General features: G+C 65.9%; 11 protein-coding genes and 1 tRNA gene. 3 read left to right on the forward strand and 9 right to left on the reverse strand.

Annotated features, from left to right (window positions below):
* The 8 genes from A5651_RS24270 to A5651_RS24305 all read right to left on the reverse strand — a co-directional run.
* A partial coding sequence (locus tag A5651_RS24270) for an acyl-CoA thioesterase (protein ID WP_369804001.1) occupies positions 1–228 on the reverse strand: 228 nt, incomplete at its 3' end.
* 44 nt (positions 229–272) lie between these two features.
* A complete protein-coding gene (locus tag A5651_RS24275; protein WP_066987322.1) occupies positions 273–5,117 on the reverse strand; it encodes an NAD-glutamate dehydrogenase in 4,845 nt (1,614 codons plus the stop codon).
* Between the two features lie 39 nt (positions 5,118–5,156).
* On the reverse strand, positions 5,157–6,833 hold the full coding sequence (ettA, locus tag A5651_RS24280; protein WP_066987325.1) for an energy-dependent translational throttle protein EttA: 1,677 nt from the start codon (positions 6,831–6,833) through the stop codon (positions 5,157–5,159).
* A gap of 93 nt (positions 6,834–6,926) precedes the next feature.
* Positions 6,927–7,394, reverse strand: coding sequence for a single-stranded DNA-binding protein (gene ssb / locus A5651_RS24285; RefSeq protein WP_066987330.1), 468 nt, complete (start codon positions 7,392–7,394; stop codon positions 6,927–6,929).
* Positions 7,395–7,610: 216 nt separating this feature from the next.
* Positions 7,611–9,608 (reverse strand): cytochrome c oxidase assembly protein, encoded by a 1,998-nt coding sequence (locus A5651_RS24290; protein ID WP_066987333.1) that lies wholly within the window; start codon positions 9,606–9,608, stop codon positions 7,611–7,613.
* Positions 9,609–9,627: 19 nt separating this feature from the next.
* Positions 9,628–11,952 carry a glycerol-3-phosphate 1-O-acyltransferase gene (locus A5651_RS24295; protein WP_066987542.1) on the reverse strand — a complete coding sequence of 775 codons (2,325 nt, stop codon included), beginning with the start codon at positions 11,950–11,952 and terminating at the stop codon, positions 9,628–9,630.
* A gap of 11 nt (positions 11,953–11,963) precedes the next feature.
* Entirely contained in the window at positions 11,964–13,649 is a 1,686-nt protein-coding gene (locus A5651_RS24300) for an HAD-IB family hydrolase/lysophospholipid acyltransferase family protein (RefSeq protein ID WP_066987337.1), read from the reverse strand.
* Positions 13,646–15,130: a wax ester/triacylglycerol synthase family O-acyltransferase gene (locus A5651_RS24305; RefSeq protein WP_066987539.1), complete on the reverse strand. Its 1,485-nt coding sequence runs from the start codon at positions 15,128–15,130 to the stop codon at positions 13,646–13,648. Before A5651_RS24305 ends, A5651_RS24300 begins: the two co-directional genes overlap by 4 nt.
* 129 nt (positions 15,131–15,259) lie before the next feature.
* Here A5651_RS24305 and A5651_RS24310 point away from each other — a divergent pair.
* The 3 genes from A5651_RS24310 (at position 15,260) to A5651_RS24320 (ending at position 18,840) form a co-directional block, all read left to right on the forward strand.
* A tRNA-Arg gene (locus A5651_RS24310) sits at positions 15,260–15,332 on the forward strand.
* Positions 15,333–15,358: 26 nt separating this feature from the next.
* A complete protein-coding gene (locus A5651_RS24315; protein ID WP_066987340.1) occupies positions 15,359–16,570 on the forward strand; it encodes an acyl-CoA dehydrogenase family protein in 1,212 nt (403 codons plus the stop codon).
* A 74-nt stretch (positions 16,571–16,644) separates the two neighbouring features.
* Complete coding sequence (locus A5651_RS24320) at positions 16,645–18,840, forward strand: MDR family MFS transporter (RefSeq protein ID WP_066987343.1); 2,196 nt, start codon at positions 16,645–16,647, stop codon at positions 18,838–18,840.
* A gap of 6 nt (positions 18,841–18,846) precedes the next feature.
* Here the strand turns inward: A5651_RS24320 and A5651_RS24325 are convergent, their stop codons facing one another.
* Positions 18,847–19,845, reverse strand: a complete 999-nt coding sequence (locus A5651_RS24325; protein ID WP_082943960.1) for a glycoside hydrolase family 6 protein — start codon at positions 19,843–19,845, stop codon at positions 18,847–18,849.
* Positions 19,846–19,880 lie beyond the last annotated feature (35 nt).

Below are 19,880 nucleotides of genomic sequence, written 5' to 3' on the forward strand. Positions count from 1 at the left end.
CCGCACCTCATACCCGATCGTGAAGTCGACGGCGCGCACCCGCTTCGACCACATGGTCACCTGCAGTGGCGAATCCCTCAACCGCAGCTGGCCCTTGTAGAGGATCTTGACCTCGTGGATGAGCAGCCCGGTCTCATCGATGACGTCTTCGAAAGGCTCACGCAGGAACGGGATTCGCGCCTCTTCGAGAATGGTGACCATGGTGGCGTGATTGATGTGCTGGTACATGTCGATGTCCGACCAGCGCACATGCACCGGCGCAGTAAACCCACTCACCCAGAACTCCCCGTTCCACTCGTTCGTGTCATGCTGCGGATTTGACGCGCCGCCACCGAAAGGGTTGCGAGGTCACGCTCACCGGACTCGTAGATCTCGTTCAACGTTCGCCGCGCCCGCTGCACACGCGAGCCGTTGGTGAGCGACCATTCCTCGATCTTCTCCTCGCCGCTCTCCTCTGGCTCGCCGACGGCAAGCACATCAAAGCACAGCGACCGCAACGACCCGTAGATGTCATCGCGAATCGCCAACCGCGCCAACGAATGCCAGCGATCATCGCGCGGTAGTTCCGACACGGCCGTCAGCAGACCGTCGGTGCCGAGGAAGTCCATCAACGCGAAGTAGGTGTCGGCCACCTCCGCCGGATCACGGTCGACGATGTCGGCGATGTCGATAATGTCGAGCAAGCTGTACTGATACAGGCCCGACGCCACGGTGTAGGCAAGACCCTCTGGCACACCGTGCGACGAGAAATGCTCGACCTCCTTCTCGACGATCGCCCTATCGTCCCCACGAAGCCACTCCCGCATGCGCGGCGTCAGCTCGGCCACTTTCTTGGCGAACCGGTTGATTTCGGCGCCGACGGCCAGTGGCTGCGGGCGGTAGTTGAGCAGCCAGCGGCCGGCGCGGTCGATCAGCCGGCGAAGGTCCAGCGTCAGGCGGTCCGTGATGTTGACGGCCGCGCCGGTGGCGCGGACCCCTCGCCACACTTCCTCGATCCGGAAGATAGCGTCGGTGGCGACGTAGGACCGCACCGCGTCGACCGGGCCGACGCCGACGTCCTCCATCACCCGGTACACATACGAGATGCCTGCGGTATCGACGATGTCGTTGACCAGCATCGTGGTGACGATCTCGCGACGCAGCTGGTGCGAGCGGATCTCGGCCCCAAACTTGTCCCGCAATTGGGTCGGGAAGTAGCGCGGCAGCCGTGCGGCGAACACTTCCTGGTCGGGCAGGTCGCTGTCCAGGATCTGATCCTTGAGGTGGAGCTTCACGTGTGCCATGAGCGTGGCGAGTTCCGGTGAGGTCAAACCGATTCCGGCATCGGTGCGGCGGCGGATCTCCTTGTCCGACGGCAGCGCCTCGAGCTCGCGGTTCATCGCCCGCTCGGCTTCGAGGTCCTTGATCTGGCGGGCGTGTACGGGCAGCATGCTCGCGGTGTTCGCGCGGCTGGTGCCCATCAAGTCGTTCTGGTCCTTGTTGTCGCCGAGAACCAACTCGCAGACTTCGTCGGTCATCGACAGCAGCAGATTCGTCCGGTCGTCTGCGGGCACCTTCCCGTTGCTAACCAGGGTGTCGATCAAGATCTTGATGTTGACCTCGTGGTCGGAGCAGTCCACGCCGGCGGAGTTGTCCAGCGCGTCGGTGTTGATCCGACCGCCGGTGAGGTCGAACTCGATCCGGCCCAGCGATGTGACACCGAGATTGCCGCCTTCGCCGATCACCTTGGCGCGCACCTGGTTTCCATTCACCCGGATAATGTCATTGGCCCGGTCACCGACGTCGGAGTTGGATTCCGTCTCGGCCTTGACGTAGGTGCCGATGCCGCCGTTCCACAACAGGTCGACCGGCGCCTTGAGGATGCAGCGCAGCAAGTCGGGTGGCGGCAGTTCCTCCACATCATCGTTGATGCCGAGAGCCGCGCGGACCTGCGGGCTGATCGGAATCGACTTGTGTTCACGGCTGTAGACGCCGCCACCCTCGCCGATCAGCGATCTGTCGTAGTCTTCCCAACTGGAACGCGGAAGTTCGAACAGACGCTTGCGTTCCTCCCACGACCTGGCCGCATCGGGGTCCGGGTCAAGGAACACGTGGCGGTGGTCGAATGCCGCGACAAGCCGAATATGTTGGGACAACAGCATTCCGTTGCCGAACACGTCGCCGCTCATGTCGCCGATGCCGACGACGGTGAAGTCCTCGGATTGGGTGTCGTGGCCCATCTCGCGGAAATGGCGTTTTACGCTTTCCCATGCCCCCTTGGCGGTGATACCCATCGCCTTGTGGTCGTAACCGACCGAGCCGCCGGAGGCGAACGCGTCACCGAGCCAGAACCCGTAGGACTTGGCGACCTCGTTGGCGATGTCGGAGAAGGTCGCCGTGCCCTTGTCGGCAGCCACCACGAGGTAGGCGTCGTCGCCGTCGCGGCGCACCACATCCCTTGGGGTGACGACATTTCCGGTGGTCCGGTCGACGTTGTCGGTGATGTCGAGCAGGCCCGAGATGAACAGCTTGTAGCAGGCGATGCCCTCGTTGCGTTGCGAGTCACGGTCGGCGGCCGCATCGCCGGTTGACGACGGGGGTTGCTTGACGACGAAACCGCCCTTGGCGCCGACGGGCACGATGACCGCGTTCTTGACCGCCTGCGCCTTGACCAGGCCGAGGATCTCGGTGCGGAAGTCCTCCTTGCGATCCGACCATCGCAGGCCGCCACGGGCGACGAAGCCGAACCGAAGATGCACACCCTCAACGCGGGGTGAGTAGACGAAGATCTCGAACATCGGCCGGGGCAGCGGGAGCTCGTCGATCAGTTGTGAGTTCAGCTTCACCGACAGCACGTTCTGTGCACGGGCCGAGTCATCGCGGCGCACGAAGTAGTTGGTGCGCAAGGTGGCCTGAATCATCGACGCGAAGGCCCGCAGCACGCGGTCGGTATCCAGGCTTGTCAGCGCGTCGATGTCGGCCGAGACCGATGCCGCGGCCGCCTGGGCGGCCTTGCGGTCGGAATCAGCGGTCGGGTCGAACATCGCCTCGAACAACTCCACCAGCGCCCGCGAGGTGTGGGGGTTGCCGTTGAGGACGTTCTCGATATGGGCCTGGCTGTACGGAAAGCCGGCCTGCCGAAGATATTTCGCGTAGGTGCGCAGGATCACGACCTGCTGCCAGGTCAGCCGCGCGCGCAGGACCAGTTCGTTGAACCGGTCGATCTCGGCGTAGCCGTGCCAGATCGCGGTCACCGCGTCGGCGAAACGTACTGCGGTGGCATTCCGCTCGTGCCTGTCGGACTCCTCGGGGATGTCGCTGAGCACCGAGATCTTGAACTGATAGATCCACACCGGCAGCCCGTCAGGTCGGCGCACGGTGAACGGCCGTTCTTCGAGCACGACGACGCCCATGGATTGCAGCATCGGCAGCAGATGGCTTAGGGACGCTGACCGCCCGCCGAGATACCAGGTGAGCTGCGCAGAGCCGCCGCCGTCCTCCCCTTCGGAGAACAGCAGCTTCACCGAATTGTCTTGCAGCTCTTCGATTATCGCGATGTCGTTGATCGCGGCGTCGGGCGCGACGGCTTGCTTGTAGACCTCGGGGAACGCCGTCGCATAGTGCTCGGCCATGGCCTGGTCGATCGATCCGGATCTCACTGCGCCGAGCAGCCGGTCACCCCAGGTACGCGCCGCCTCGGTCAGCAGGTCCTGAATACGCGTCTGGTTCCGCACCGATACGTCGACGTCGCGCGGGTGTGACCCCTTGGGCAGACGAACGGTGAAATGCACTACTGCCCATGGTGATTCGCTGACCCGAGCGGTGTATTCGATACTTTCGCCGCCGAGCTCGCGCACCAAGATGTCCTGCATCTCCAGCCGGACGACAGTGGTGTAGCGATCTCGCGGCAGGTAGACCAGGCAGGAGACGAAGTGAGCCAGCTGATCGGCGCGCAGGAACAACAAGGTGCGTCGCCGCGAGCCCAGGTCGACCACGGCCATCGCCAAGTCCAGCAGCTCGCGCGAGCTGAGCGTGAACAGCTCCGAGCGGGGAATGGTCTGGATGATGTCGAGCAGCAGTTGGGCCGGGTGGCTGGGGTCGCGTTGGGCCATGGTGATCGCGTCGCTCACCCGTCGCGAGATGAGCGGTATGTCCATCACATTGGCGTTCATGGCGGCGACGGTGAACAGCCCGACGAAGCGGTGTTCGACGGCCTGATGCCCGGGATGCTCCCGCACGACGACGATGTAGGGGTATGCGCCGTAGCGCAGGAAGCTGGGAATGGTGGCCTGCGCCAGCACCAGCAGGTCGTCGCCGTCGGTGAGCTGGGGAAGGACGTCCTCCCTGAACCGAAGGACGCCGAGCCGACTACCGGGGTCGACCGTGGCGTGCCCGTCCTGCACCGGGCACCGCTGATACCCCAGCAGCACGAAATGTCCGTCGGCGAGCCAGCGCAACAACGCGGCGACGTCCTTGCGGTCGGCGCCGGGAAACCGTCCCTCCGGATCGTTGTCGATCTCATTGGCCAGGCCCAGCAGGGTGCCGGTCAGCGCGCGTGAGTCGAGCGAGACCTGACGCGCGTCGGCGAGCACGCTGGGCAGCAGCTGCTTGACCTCGGTGAGTGCCTTAGGGTCGGCGGACGAGCTCAGTTCGATGTGGATCCACGCCTCGTCGACGGCGTCGCGGAAGTTGGGTGACTCCGAGGCAGGCTGGATGTCGAGCAGCTCGCCGTTCGCGCCGCGCCGTACCCGCAGGATCGGGTTCATGATCGCCTTGTACGCAACGCCGAGCCGGTGCAGCAGGACCGTCACGGAATCCATCAGCATGGGGGCGTAGTCGGTGACGATCTGCATGGCCGACCCGAAGCCGGCCTCGTTGTCGGCGTATACCTCTGCGAGCGTCTGACCGGGTTGGCGCCGCCTCCCCAGCCGGTAGTGCGCGGCCAGCAGATTCGGCGACATCAGCTTCCCCGCGGCCGACATGTCGATGGGGCCGGTCACGGCGTCGGCGACGGGCGCGTCGCCGTGCGGACCGTGGTAGGTGGCGATGTAGGCCCGGGCGAGTTTGTCCAGCGTCGCGGGCGCGACCGTGAGTTGGGTCGGGCCGTCGATTGCCCCCGGCCCCGGATTGACCGTCATGCCGCTCGCTCCTGACTCACCGCTGCGCCAGTGGCGACACTAGTCGCGTGTGAGCCTGCGGTGGGTCACCCTGTGCGGTCGTGCAGCTTCGATACCAAGTCGTTCCACTTTGTTCTCTTCGTAGGCCGCGAAGTTGCCCTCGAACCAGAACCATTTGGCCTCGTTATCGCTGTCGCCTTCCCAGGCCAGGATGTGGGTGCAGGTGCGGTCCAGGAACCAGCGGTCGTGGGAGATGACCACTGCGCAGCCGGGGAACTTCTCCAGAGCGTTCTCCAGCGAGCTCAGCGTCTCGACGTCGAGGTCGTTGGTCGGCTCGTCGAGCAAGATCAGGTTGCCGCCCTCTTTCAGCGTGAGCGCGAGGTTGAGCCTGTTGCGTTCACCGCCGGACAGCACACCCGCCGGCTTCTGCTGATCGGGACCCTTGAAGCCGAACGCCGACACATACGCGCGCGACGGGATCTCGTTCTGGCCGACTTCGATGTAGTCGAGCCCATCGGAGACCACCTCCCACACTGTCTTTTTCGGGTCGATGCCCGACCGGCTCTGGTCGACGTAGCTGAGCTTGACGGTCTCGCCGATCTTGACGGTGCCGCTGTCGGGCTGCTCGAGCCCGACGATGGTCTTGAACAGCGTGGTCTTGCCGACGCCGTTGGGACCGATGACGCCGACGATGCCGTTGCGGGGCAGCGTGAACGACAGATCCTTGATCAGCGGCCTGCCGTCGAAGCCCTTGTCCAAGTGCTCGACCTCCACGACGACGCTGCCCAGCCGCGGGCCCGTCGGGATCTGGATCTCCTCGAAATCCAGCTTGCGGGTCTTCTCCGCTTCGGCCGCCATCTCCTCGTAGCGCTGCAGCCGGGCCTTACTCTTGGCCTGCCGGGCCTTGGCGCCCGAACGCACCCACGCCAACTCTTCCTGCAGGCGCTTCTGCAGCTTGGCGTCTTTGCGGCCCTGCACCGCGACCCGCTCGGCCTTCTTCTCCAGATACGTGGAGTAGTTGCCCTCGTACGGGTAGGCCCGGCCGCGGTCGAGTTCGAGGATCCACTCGGCGACGTTGTCCAGGAAGTACCGGTCGTGCGTGACGGCGAGGATGGCGCCGTTGTAGTCGGCGAGGTGCTGCTCGAGCCACTGCACGCTCTCGGCATCGAGGTGGTTGGTCGGCTCGTCGAGCAGCAGCAGGTCGGGCTTGGACAGCAGCAGCTTGCACAGCGCGACGCGGCGCCGTTCGCCACCGGACAGGTGGGTGACCGGCTCATCGGGCGGTGGGCAGCGCAACGCGTCCATCGCCTGCTCGAGCTGCGAGTCGAGGTCCCATGCGTCGGCGTGATCCAACTCCTCCTGCAGCTTGCCCATCTCCTCCATCAGCTCGTCGGAGTAGTCGGTGGCCATCAGCTCGGCCACCTCGTTGAAGCGGTCGAGCTTGACCTTGATCTCGCCCAGGCCCTCCTCGACGTTGCCGCGGACGGTCTTCTCCTCGTTCAGCGGCGGCTCCTGCTGCAGGATGCCGACGGTGGCGCCCGGCTGCAGGAACGCGTCGCCGTTGTTGGGCTGGTCGAGGCCGGCCATGATCTTCAGAACGCTGGACTTACCCGCGCCGTTCGGACCGACCACGCCGATCTTCGCGCCGGGAAGGAAGTTCAAGGTGACGTCGTCAAGGATGACCTTGTCGCCGTGCGCCTTGCGGACCTTCCGCATCGTGTAGATGAAATCGGCCATGGAAGTTGTCGCGCCTCTCTGGTCTCGGTGCTCGCGGACCATCCTATGCGCGGACGCTGGCCGCCCCGACCTCGCCGTCAGCGCCGGCGCTGTTCACGCCGACACGGGCAGCACCCTCCCGGCGACAGTCTCGTCGGACTCAGCCGATTCGTCGTCATCTGCGGAGTCGTCGTCCTTGTCGGCGGTATCGGCACTGCTCCCAGCCGACTTCTGTCGCTCGATTCGGGTGGTGCAGCGCGACAGGTCGGGCCCGACCGCCGTGGCCCGCAGTTCCAACGACGAACGCCGGTTCCCGTCCCGGTCGTCGTACTCGCTGGTGTGCACGTATCCCACCACGATGACGGGATCACCCTTCACAAGCGAAGCCCCGACACCGGTGACCAGCTTTCCCCAGCAGTTGACCGAGACGTACAAGGAATTGCCGGGCTCCCACGTGCCATCGGCGCTGCGGCGGCGTGAATTGCTGGCCACCCGGAATTTGTAGACCGACTGGTCGCCGACCCGGCGCAGGATCGGGTCGGTGATGATGTTGCCGACGACGGTGATCGGTGTCTCGAACATGACTTGTCCTTTCGATGTGCTGTGGCTTTCGCCCTACACGGGCCATTCATCCGCTCGGCGCCGACAAACGGCTGCGATGTGGCCGGCAGTCGACAAGTACCTGTGGATGAAGCGCCGACTGTGGATGGGCATCAGGCCTTGATCGCCGAAACGGAATTCCCGCACGCCCCTACTCGCACTTTTAGTGCAGGAATTCCGTTTCGCGACGAAGCAGACTCAGCGAGCGTCCCTCTTGGCCAGCTCGGCCAGCATCGCGTTGTAGGCGGCCAGTTCGGCGTCGTCGTCGCGGTCGGCGGCCCGGTCCAGCCGTTTAGCCGTGCGCCGGTCACTGCGCGTCCACTGCACCAGCAACGCGATCATCACCACGACCAGCGGAACTTCACCGGCCGACCACGCGATTCCACCGCCCAACTTCTGATCGCCGAGAAGGTCTGTGTGCCAATACAATTGAAGAGACTTGTAGAAGCTCTCCCCCAGCACGCTGTTGGTGCTCATCAGCACCACACCGAAGAACGCGTGCAGCGGCAGCGAGGCGAACACCATGCCCACCTTGCCCAGCGGCGGAATCGGCCGCGGCGTGGGGTCGACGCCGATGACCACCCAATAGAACAGGTATCCGCTCAGCAGAAAATGCAGGTTCATCGCGACATGTGCAGCATGGCTGTCAACCGCCGCGTCGAAAATCCCGCCGAAATACAGGCCGTAGAACCCGGCGACGAAGATGACCGTCGCGACGATCGGGTTGGTGAAGAACCGCGACACACGCGAATGCAGCGCCGCCAGAAGCCATTCGCGCGGACCCGGCGGCTCCGTCGTCCCCGCCGTCGGCAGTGCCCGCAACGCCAACGTCACGGGCGCACCGAGGACCAGCAGGATCGGCGTCAGCATCGACAGCAGCATGTGCGCGGCCATGTGCATGCTGAACATCGCAGGCATATACCGGCCCACACCCGATGACGTGGTGAACAACAACACCACGCAGCCGAGCAGCCACGCCACGATCCGTCCGGTCGCCCAGGCGTCGCCGCGCCGTCGCAGCCGTCGCACCCCCGCCAGATAGACCAGCGCCAAGACGATCGCCGCGGTCCCGAAAATCAGGTCGAAGCGCCAGTCCAACAGCACCCGCGCCACCGTCGGCGGCCCCGCGAAGTCATAGCCGATCTCGATCGCCGGGATCGAGGGATTGAAGATCGGCGGTGGCGGCGGTGGGGTGCGGCTCAACGCCACCGCGACGCCGAAGGTCAGGCCGAAGACGACGGCCTCGACGATCGCCAGCCGAATCAGGGCGGCACGGGCCTGCGAGTCGGCCTGCAGCGCCGCGACGCCGCTGCGCCGCTGACGCCACCCGATGGCGCCGAGCGTGCACAGCGCGACGGCCTTGGCGACGACCAACAGACCGTATCCACCGTCGAACAACTCGGCGGGTCGCATCCGTACCAGCGCGTTGACCACGCCGCTGAGCGCCATCGCCACAAAGCACCACACGGCAATGGCCGAGAATCGGCGCGCCGCAAGGTCGGCGTGCCCGCCGCCCCGCAGCGCATGCACCAGCAGCGCCAGCAGGCCGCCGGCCCACACCGCGCCGGCGATCAAGTGGATCAGCAGGCTGTTGGTGGCCAGGTCGTGCGAGCCGCCCGTCGAGGAGTGTCCGGTCAGCCCCAGCGGAAGCAGTGTGATCAAGGCGCCCGCGAACAGCAGCGGCACCGGCGACCAGCGCAGCACCGGGATGCTCGCGACGGTGACGATCGCCGCCAGCAGCGCCGTCCATCGCCACGCCCCCGCGGTCTCGACCAGGCTAGCGACCGACCAGATATCCGACGGACGCAGCCGAGACGCCAGCGGCTGACCCGTGACGTCAGAGACGGTCAGCGGCACCAGCAGCACCGCGGCCACCGTCCATACGGCCGACGCGACGGTGCCCAGCCGCAGCGCTCGGTAGCCGTCGACGTCCAGCACGCCGCTGCGCTGCGGCGGCACCATGAACGCGGCGAACATGAACGATCCCGCCGCGACAACCGCGGCGATCTCCCCCGCCGCCCGCACGAACGGCAGCCCGTACGTGGTAACCGGACCCGGATCGGGCAGGCCCGTCGCGGTCAGCGCGTCGGCCAGCGTCAACGCGGCCAGGCTCGCTGCCGTGACCCCGCTCAGCAGCGCGACGCCGACGAGCACGGGCCACACCGCGCGCACTCTCCGGGCCGACGTGACCGTCATGCACCCAGCGTATGGCTGGCTACTCCGCTGCCTCGCGCAGGGCGCGACGCTCGGCCTCGCGGGCGTAGAACTGTTCGCGGGCGAGCTGCTCGACGGTGTCGAGATCACGCAAGACGGCGCGCAGCTCATCGCGGAAGGCGGTTCGGCGCTCGTAGAGGTCGGCGGCCGGCTCCAGCAGGTGCTGGTCGGCTAAAACCTGGCGCGCAGTCGCGAACAGCAGTGCCGAGGCCGACTCGGTGGTGCGGACGCGGTTCTGCGCGACGTACTGGTTGCCGAGGCCCAGCGCCTTCTTCGTGAGCTCCTTCTCGTCGATTTCGGCTGGCTCGCCGCACAACACATCGGCAACGATCTCGTATGCCTCGAAGTAGGGGCGCAGCACGGCCTGGGCGATCAACGGTCGCTTGGCCCGCAGCAAGGCGAAGACCTTCTCGCCACCGGCGGCGACGCAGTCCTCCCAGTTGTCGTTCCAGGCCATCTCCTCGGCCAGGTGCTCTCGAAACGCCGTCGAGTCCGCGAAGTAGAAGTCGAACTTCAACAGATCCCGCAGCCGCAACGCCTGATCCCAGAACGCTTTCAACCGATTTCCGTCGGCGCGCGCGGAGTACACCAGCGCCATCTCGACGATCGCTGTCTCCAGAAACGCGTCGATGATCGTGTTGCGGTAGAAGGCCGCCTCATGCTCCTGCTCCGGCGCAATCCGCCAGACCGGCTCGCGGCCACCCTCGACGCATGTCACCGGATGGCCGTTGGACAGCGCGTCCAAAGCAGCGCGCACTCCATCGGCGGTCCGCAACCGCAACACGCTGTTGGTCACCGGATTTCGCTTGCGCTCCAGGTAATCGAGCGAGTCCTGCAGAGTGTGATGCAGCTGGTCCAGCGTCAACGCGATGCCGCGAGTGGTCAGCAGCAACGCCGACACCAAGCCAGTCGCGTTCACGGGTGTGGCGCGCAGGATGCGCCACGATACTTCGATCGCCATCTTCTGCATAGCAAGGCGTTTGGCGTCATCATCGCGGGATATCGGACCGCCGGGCTCGCCCAGATAGTCGCGCATCGACACCGCTTCGGGAAAGCGGACATAAATCTTGCCGTAACTGCGTTCGCCCTGGGCCTTGATGTAATTGTAAAGCCACGACAGCCCCTCTGGCGTCTTCTCCCCACCGCGGGCGTAGGCGGCGTATTCGGCGGTCTCGTGCAGCTGATCGAAGCTGATTGACACTGGCTGCAACAGGATGTCGTCGCTGCGCCCCTCGAGGTAGGCATCGGCGACATAGCTCATCAGACCAAGCTTGGGCGGCAACATCTTTCCGGTCCGCGAGCGGGTGCCCTCGATCGACCAGCTGAGGTTGAACCGCTTTTCGACGATGTAGCCGACGAACTGCCGAAGCACGTACTTGTACAGCGGGTCGTCGAGCTTACGCCGGATGAAGATGACGCCGGAGCGACGCATCAACGGCCCCATGAACCCGAACGACAAGTTGACGCCCGCGAAGGTGTGGACGGGCGGTAACCTGTTCTCCTGCATGGCAACCGGCACGATGACGCCGTCGAGATACGACCTGTGCGAGAACAGCAGCACCGCCGGATGAGTCTCCAAGGCGTGGCGCATGTTCTCGATCTCAGCGCGGTCGTAGTCGATGTTGGGGTCGAACCCGCGGCTGAAGATCGCGCGTCCCAGGGACGGGATGAGGTCGACGGAGAAGCGGCTCCAACCGGTGCTCAGCTCGTCGAGCATTTCTCCCGCTGCTTCCAGCGTGGCGCCGGGTATCTTTTCGAGTCCCTTGCGGAACCGCGACGACGCCAGGATCTCCGGCTTGATCAGCTGGGGAGATTTGTATTCGGGCCCGAGGAGGCGCAGCTCGACCCGCTCGATGGCCAGACGTGCCCGGCGCAGCACGAAATGCGCCAGCTCACGCGGATTTTCGGCAACGGTATTGTCGTTCCACTGCTTGCGAAGCTCGGAGACCTTGGCGGCCTCGCCCGCCACCACCCGTGCGCGTGACGGGTCTCTCTTGAGAATGCGGCGTTGCAGGACTTCCGGCGGCCGGTAGGTGTCGCGACCGGAAATCAGGGCGACGACCTTGGACCGCGTCGGCAGGCCACCGGGCACCCAGAAGACCCGCACCGGAACCACTGTGCGGTCTTCGTCGGCCTCGAGTTCCTGCACCAGTTGCGCCAGCACGCTCGGCGGCGGGTCGCCCGCCGGTATCTCGAGCACGGACACCTTCGACTCGGGGTGCTCACGTCGTTGCTCTTGCAGCCAGTCGCTCAACATCTCCCGCTCGGCGGGTGATGACACCGAGGCCAGCACCAACGCGTCCCCGTCGGGAGTGAACGAGGCCATCGGGTCGACGGTCACGGCCGTCCCTTCTTGGCGGCGGCTTTTTTGGCCGGCGTCTTCTTGGCGGGTGTCTTTTTGGCCGCCGTCTTCTTCGCCGTTGCCTTCACCGCAGTCGTTTTCTTTGCGGCCGTTTTCTTTGCCGTCGCAGCCTTTTCGGCCTTCTTGGCAGGTGCTTTCTTGGCACTTCGGCCCCGCGCGTACGGCCCGATCTTCGGAACTGATTCGTACGGCCAGCTTTTCAGCGTGTCGAGATACAGCTGACGCACGTCTTCGATTTTGTCCGCCAGGTTGTCGACGGTCCAGTCGTCAGTGGGGATCGGTGGATAGACCAGCACGTCGACGGTGCCGGGATTGAAGGTCGTGGAGTCGCGCGCCGAGATGACCTCGGCGTTGCGGATGACGATGGGCACGATCGGGATTCCGGCGGACATTGCGATACGGAAGGGCCCCTTCTTGAAGGGACCGACCTCGGTGGTGTCGAGGCGGGTGCCCTCGGGCGCGATGAGGATCGAAATGCCCTTCTTGGCAAGCGATTCCACCTTCTTGAGACCCTCAATCGCGGCCTTCGGGTTGTCACGATCGATGAACGCGGCGTCCATCACCTTGCCCAGCGTGCCGACGATCGGGTCGTTCTCCAGTTCCTTCTTGCCGACGGAGGTGAAGTTGGTCTCCACAAGCCGGCCCGCGATGACCGGGTCCACCTGGTTGCGGTGGTTGAAGATGAACACCGCGGGCCGTTTCTTGGTCAGGTTCTCCTTGCCCAGCAGGTTGATGTTGACGCCGGTGGCGGTCAGCAGGGCGCGGCCGAACGCCGACGTGAAGAAGTTGACTCCGGTTCTCCTGTTACGCGTCAGCAGACCCAACCCGACCGCGCCCGCCGCGATGGGAACCATGGATGCCACGCCCGCCGCGGTGCGCAGCTGCGACACCGGGTTGCTGCCGCTGCGGCTGCTGAATCGCAATACGGGCCAGCCCCTTTTGGCCGCCACGGCGGCGAGCTTGCCCGCCGGGTTGGTGGGCCGCGGATTGCCGACGAGATACATCAGCGCGACGTCCTCGTCGCCGTCGGCGTAGAAGTAGCTCTTCGACAGGTCGACATCGCGTTCGGCGGCGAACTTCTGCACCGCCCTGGCCTTGCCCGGACCCCAGATGATCGGCCGCTTCACCTCACCGGTGATCAGGCCGTTGTCGTCGGTCTCGAACTTGTTGCTCAACACGTTCTTGATGCCTAAGAAGCGCGCGACGGGCTCCACCTGAACCGTCAACGCCGACGAACTGAGCACGACGGTGTGGCCGCGCTCCATGTGCGCGCGCACCAGATCGCGCATCTCGGGGTAGATCCGGCCAATCACCTTCTGCATGAACAGCCGCTCGGCGAGTTCGTCGATGTCGCCCAGCGAACTGCCCCGCAACATCCGGGCGCCCTTACCGATGAGGTCCTCAAACTCCGACCGGCCGAGCTGGTGGTTCAGCCCGGCCTGCACCATACCGATGAACTCACCGACGCCCATCTGGCCGCGCCGCAACCGATCTCGGGTCATGATGACACCGGTAAACCCGGCGACGAGGGTGCCGTCGAGGTCGAAGAACGCGCCGATGTGAGGACCCGCCGGGCTGGCCTGGATTTCGGCAACCGATCCGGGCAGCCGCAATGTCCGCGGGTTGGCCCGTCGTGGTGCCTGGCCGTCGGCGGCGGTCATCGAACGCTGCTTCCGTTCGGTGAGGGCGGTGGTGGTGCATCCTCGTCAACCGTGAATGAGGCTGGGACGGAACGGACTTCACCGCCGAGAGCCAGTACTTCGTCGAACCCTGCCTGCAGGCAGCGGGCAAAGAAGTCGCCGTCCGTGACCGCGGCGCGATCGTAACGGGCGGTCACCGTGATGTAGCCGGCCCGCGAGATCAGCACGACCATCATCGCGATACCGGGCAACGGCCCAAGCCCGTACTGCCGCAGGATTTTCGCGCCCGCGATGAAGGTATCGCCAGCGTAGACGGGCACGTTGCTGGCCTGCACATCGGAGTTCACGATCGATCCGGCCATTCCCTCCAACACGGTGTCGGGCAGCAGGCTGATAAACGGTGCGATCACGCCGACCATGTTGGCGGCGCGTTCTTCCCGCTTACGCGTCATCTGGGAGCGGATGCTCTGGATCCGCCGCACCGGGTCGACGACGCCGATCGGTGCGGCGAGATTGACTCCGGTGAAACGGTTTCCGCCCGCGGGGTCGTTGTCTGAACGCATGTTGACCGGTATTGCCATCGGCAGGGTGTCGATGGGTACGCCCATGTGTTCGTGGTAAAGCCGCAACGCAGCGCACAGTCCCGCCAGGTAGGCGTCGTTGATCGAACCACCAGCGGCTTTGGCTGCCCGGTGCAGGTCACCGAACTCGATGTCGACGGCGTCGCTGCGCGACGACAGGCTCCGGCGCCGCAGCACCGGAGACGGTTCGGCCGCCGGTGTGACGACACGGGTCCCAGAGATCGCGTATTCCACGGCGCCGCCGAGCGATGAGACCGGTGAGCGGATCACGCTGCCCACGGCCTGTGCGGCACCGACGAGCGCCTTTCCCACCCCACCGACGATTGCGCCGGGAAGCCGGTTGAATCCTTCGCGCATAAGGTCGTTCGGCGACAGGTCCTGTGGGATCGGCAGGGGTGGTGCGGGTTCGGGCTCGGGATCGCGTTCGAGGTCGTAGAGGTTGGCAAACATCTCGACGCCGCCGACGCCGTCGGTGATGGCGTGACTGAAGTGCATCATCAAGGCGGCCCGGCCACCGGCCAGCCCCTCGACGAGCGTGGCGGTCCACAGCGGCCGCGAGATGTCGAGCGGCGACTGCAGCGCGACCTCGGCGAGATCGAGCACCTCTCGAAGGGTGCCCGGTTCTGCGGCGCGGACGCGGCGGACGTGGAAGTCGAGGTTGAAATCCGGATCGATGACCCAGCGAGCGGGCGCCGTCGGCAGCGTCGGCATGACGACCTTCTGACGCAACCGCACCACCTTGCGTGACGCGTGCTCGAAGCGGGTCCGCAGCCGTTGCCAGTCGGGTGTGGTGTCGAGGACCTCGACGGTCATGATTCCCGAGCGGGTGCGGGGGTTCGCTTCGCCGCGATGCAGGATCTGGTCGACGGGGCTGAGTTCTTCCGGCAGTCCGTTGTAGTCCGATTCAGGCACATCAATCATGGCTGCGCCCACCCCGCCATAGACACTGCTCCTCCCACCCGTATTCGCACATGCAGTACCCACGCTAGCCCGCCACAACTCGCCGCGGAGGACCTTTTATGCCCGCAAGATAGACTCTCCGCGCGCGCTGCCTCCGTAGCTCAGCGGATAGAGCAACCGCCTTCTAAGCGGTCGGTCGCAGGTTCGAGTCCTGCCGGAGGCGCCGTTCACCATCTCTAAGGAGCGGACGTGACTTTCTCACTGCAACCAAGCGACGACGTGATCGAGATACGCGACTGGGTCCATCAGTTCGCCGCCGAGGTGGTCCGCCCGGCCGCCGCGGAGTGGGATGAACGCGAGGAAACGCCGTGGCCCGTCATCCAAGAAGCCGCCAAGGTCGGCCTCTACTCCCCGGAACTGTTCGCCCAACAAGCCGCCGAACCGAGTGGGCTCGGCATGCTGACTGTGTTCGAAGAGCTGTTCTGGGGCGATGCCGGCATCGCACTGTCCATCTTGGGCACCGGGCTCGCTGCGGCAGCGTTGGCGGGTAATGGAACTCCCGAACAGGTCGGTCAATGGCTTCCCGAGATGTTCGGGACGCCGGCTGACCCGAAGCTGGGCGCCTTCTGCTCGTCCGAGCCCGACGCGGGATCCGACGTCGGCGCGATCCGCACCCGGGCACGCTACGACGAGGCCGCCGGTGAATGGGTCCTCAACGGCACGAAGACGTGGGCGACCAATGGCGGCATCGCCAACGTGCACGTCGTCGTCGCATCGGTGTACCCCGATCTCGGCTCACGTGGCCAGGCGACGTTCATCATCCCGGCTGACACCCCGGGCTTGTCCCAAGGGCAGAAGTTCAAAAAGCACGGCATCCGCGCCTCGCACACCGCCGAAGTGGTACTCGAGAACGTCCGCCTGCCCGAAGACATGATTCTGGGCGGCCGGGAAAAATTCGAACAGCGCATCGCCCGCGCCAAGTCGGGCTCATCCACGCGCGGGCAGGCCGCGATGAAGACCTTCGAGCGGACGCGGCCCACGGTCGGTGCGATGGCCGTCGGTGTCGCCCGCGCCGCCTACGAGTACGCGCTCGACTATGCCTGTCAGCGTGAACAATTCGGTCGCCGCATCGGCGAATTCCAGGCGGTCGCATTCAAACTCGCCGATATGAAGAGCCGGATCGACGCAGCGCGCATGCTGGTGTGGCGGGCGGGATGGATGGCCCGCAACAACAAAGCCTTCGATGCGGCCGAGGGCTCGATGGCCAAACTCGTCGCCAGCGAAACCGCGGTTTACGTCACCGACGAGGCCATCCAGATTCTCGGCGGCAACGGCTACACCCGCGACTACCCGGTCGAGCGCATGCACCGCGATGCGAAGATCTTCACCATCTTCGAAGGCACCAGCGAGATTCAGCGGCTGGTGATCGCCCGGGCTGTAACCGGACTGCCGATCCGATAGGTCGCGGTGTCGTCGAGCGCTCGCGCGGGTACGCCCACGATCGACTTCCCCTACAGGACAGGACGCAGATTTCGGTGACACGGCCCAATGGCGCGGCAGTCGCGCAGCCACCACGGGACGCTGAGCCGCCATACGTCGATCCACAACGGCGCAACATCATCTTCCTTGCGGTGGTGCTGGGCATGTTGCTTGCCGCCCTCGATCAGACGATCGTCGCGACCGCGCTGCCAACGGTCGTGGCTGACCTCGGCGGTGCAGGGCATCAGGCGTGGGTGGTGACCAGTTATCTGCTGGCGTCAACGATCGTGACGGTGATCGTCGGCAAGCTCGGCGACACCTTTGGCCGCAAGGCGATATTCCAGGTCGCCATCCTGTTGTTCCTGGCCGGTTCTGTGCTCTGCGGCCTGTCCCAATCGATGGGCATGCTGGTCGCATCGCGGGCCCTGCAAGGCATGGGCGGCGGAGCCATCACCGTGACCGCAGTCGCAGTCATCGGGCAGGTGATCCCTATCCGCGAACGCGGCCGCTACCAAGGCGCCCTCGGAGCGGTGTTCGGCGTCACCACCGTCATCGGCCCGTTGCTCGGCGGCTTCTTCACCGACCACCTGAGCTGGCGGTGGGCGTTCTGGATCAACGTGCCGGTGGCCATCGTGGTCGTCATCATCGCCGCCGCCGCCATCCCCGAACTCGGACGGACCGCGCGGGCCGTCCTCGACTACGGCGGCATCGTCCTGGTCGGGCTCGGCGCGGCGGGTCTAACGCTGGCCACCAGCTGGGGCGGAAGCACGTATGCATGGGGCTCGCCGCTAATCATCGGGCTGTTCGTCGCGTCGGTGGCCGCGTTGGCGGCCTTCGTCATGGTCGAGCGGCGCGCCGCTGAGCCGATCCTGCCCATCCGGCTGTTCGCCAACCCCGTGTTTGCCGTCTGTTCGGTGCTGTCCTTCGTCGTCGGTTTCGCGATGCTCGGCGCGCTCACCTTCCTGCCGACCTATATGCAGTTCGTCGACGGCGTATCCGCAACGGCGTCGGGGCTGCGCACGCTGCCGATGGTGCTCGGGCTGCTGACGACCTCGCTGAGCAGCGGTGTGATCGTCGGCCGCACCGGCCGGTACAAGATCTTCCCGATCGCCGGCACCGCCGTGATGGCGCTCGGCTTTCTGCTGCTGTCGACGATGGGCTCCCACACCTCGACCCTGCTGCAGTCGCTGTATCTGGTAGTACTGGGCGCCGGAATCGGTCTGAGCATGCAGGTCCTCGTGCTGGTCGTGCAGAACACCGTGGACTTCGAGGATCTGGGCGTGGCCACCTCCGGAGTGACGTTCTTCCGCACCATCGGCAGTTCGTTCGGGGCGGCGATCTTCGGTTCGCTGTTCACCAACTTTCTCAGTGACCGGCTGCCCGCCGCGATGACGATCAGCCGGGCCCCTGCCGAAGCGGCCACGTCGCCCCAAGCACTACACCGGTTACCCGCCGAGGTCGCAGCACCGATCATCGACGCCTACGCCGACTCACTGAGCCGAGTGTTCGTCTGCGCGGTTCCGTTCGCCGTCGTCGGATTCGTCCTCGCGCTGTTCCTCAAGCAGGTCCCGCTGCGCGACGCAGCCGCTAGCGGCAGCATGGATCTCGGTGAGGGCTTCGGCATGCCCACCAACCAGTCGCCCGAGCAGCTGCTGGAGATCTCCGTCGGCCGGCTGCTCCAACGCACCCGCGGCGTCGATCTCGACGCGCTCGCCCAGGCGACACCCAGCCACCTCGATCCCGCCCGGCTGTGGGCGCTGATGCTGGTGTACCGACATATCTCGGTCACGGGCACGGCGAACCTCGACGACATCGCCGAAGGCCGCTCCGTCCCACGCCAAGTACTCGAGCCCACCTTCGACCGCCTGGTGTCCACCGGGTACGCCACCCGAACGGGCGATCTGTTCACGCTCACACCGAGAGGAGCGACGGAGATCAACCACGCGCGCGGCGTCATCTCGAAGTGGATCGCCGATACGCTCGCCGAACAACCCGAGTTCGAGACCCGGCCCGACCGGATGCGGGTGCAGGGCGCGTTCGAGCGCGTCGCCCGCGGGGTGCTTGCGGAGCGCATCGAGACCGGCGACGGGCCACGGCCCCTCAAGCTCGGGGCGATGTCCACGCTGTCCACCGCGCCCACCACTCGGTTCCGCGCTCCCGCGGCGCCGGCATGGGCGTCAGCGCCGACGAGGCCGTTCAGGGCGCCCGCCCCCGTTCACCATCGGCCGCCGCCGGCTCCGCCGCAGCGGTAGCGCCGACTACCGCCCCGCGTTGCGGGCCAGCTCGATCGCGGCCTGTTTCATGAAGTTGCCCGGCCCCGGTTCTCCGCGTCCGCAGGAACCGTCGGAATCGCCGGGACGCTTGACCCAGAGGTAGGCGTCGACGTTCGGGCTCGCCGTCTCCGTTGTGGGCGCGGCACCGAGTGCGCGCCCGCTGGGATTGCACCAGTACAGCGGATCGTCGGCCGGACCGGCGCCGTTGCGGGACGTGTCGATAACGTAATGCGCGCCGTTGGTGAGGCCAGAAATCGTGTCCCCGTAACCGATTTCCTCTTCTGTGGTGAAGAAATTCGACGTGTTGAGGCTGAAACCGCTGGCCTTGGCGATACCGGCCTGGTTGAGCCGCCCGGCCATGTCCTCGGCGCCGACCCAGCGCGAGTGCCCGCCGTCGATGTAGACGGCCGCGGCGGGGTCGCGGGTCAGCGCGTCGACCGCGTAGTTGATCAGATCGAAGCGCTCCTGGCGCTGCTCCGCCGACAGGCAGTCGGCCATCGCGAGCGCATCCGGCTCGAGGATGATCGTCGCCGGTGAGGAGCCCAGCCCGCTAGCGACGCCGTCGATCCACGCCTTGTACTCGGCGCCCGACGAGAATCCGCCCGCCGCATAGCTGCCGCAGTCCCGATGCGGAATGGCATACAGCGCGAACACCGGCATGGCTCCCGCCGCCTGCGCGGCGCCCGCATACCCGGCCACACGACCGGCGACTGCGGACGGAGAAAACGCCTGGTCGATCCACCAGGCCTGCGGGGTGTTGGCGATCGCGTCGAGTTGGGGGCTCGGTGGATCAGCACTGCGCGCGGCGCGCATGGCCGCCGAGTTGGGATCTACGTAGAGGGGGCGTCCGGCCAGCGGATTGGCCTCGTCGACGAGGCGAACCTCAGGGCTGGAAACATCCGAGGTCGTAACCAGGGCGGCAATGGCCGCAACCGTCAAGAAGGGGACACACCATCGCGCGACTGCACCGGCAGCTGAGGACATCACCCCGAGAAAACTAGTGTCGCAGCGCGGCGAGC

The organism is Mycobacterium sp. 1274761.0 (genome assembly GCF_001668615.1).
Lineage (GTDB): Bacteria > Actinomycetota > Actinomycetes > Mycobacteriales > Mycobacteriaceae > Mycobacterium.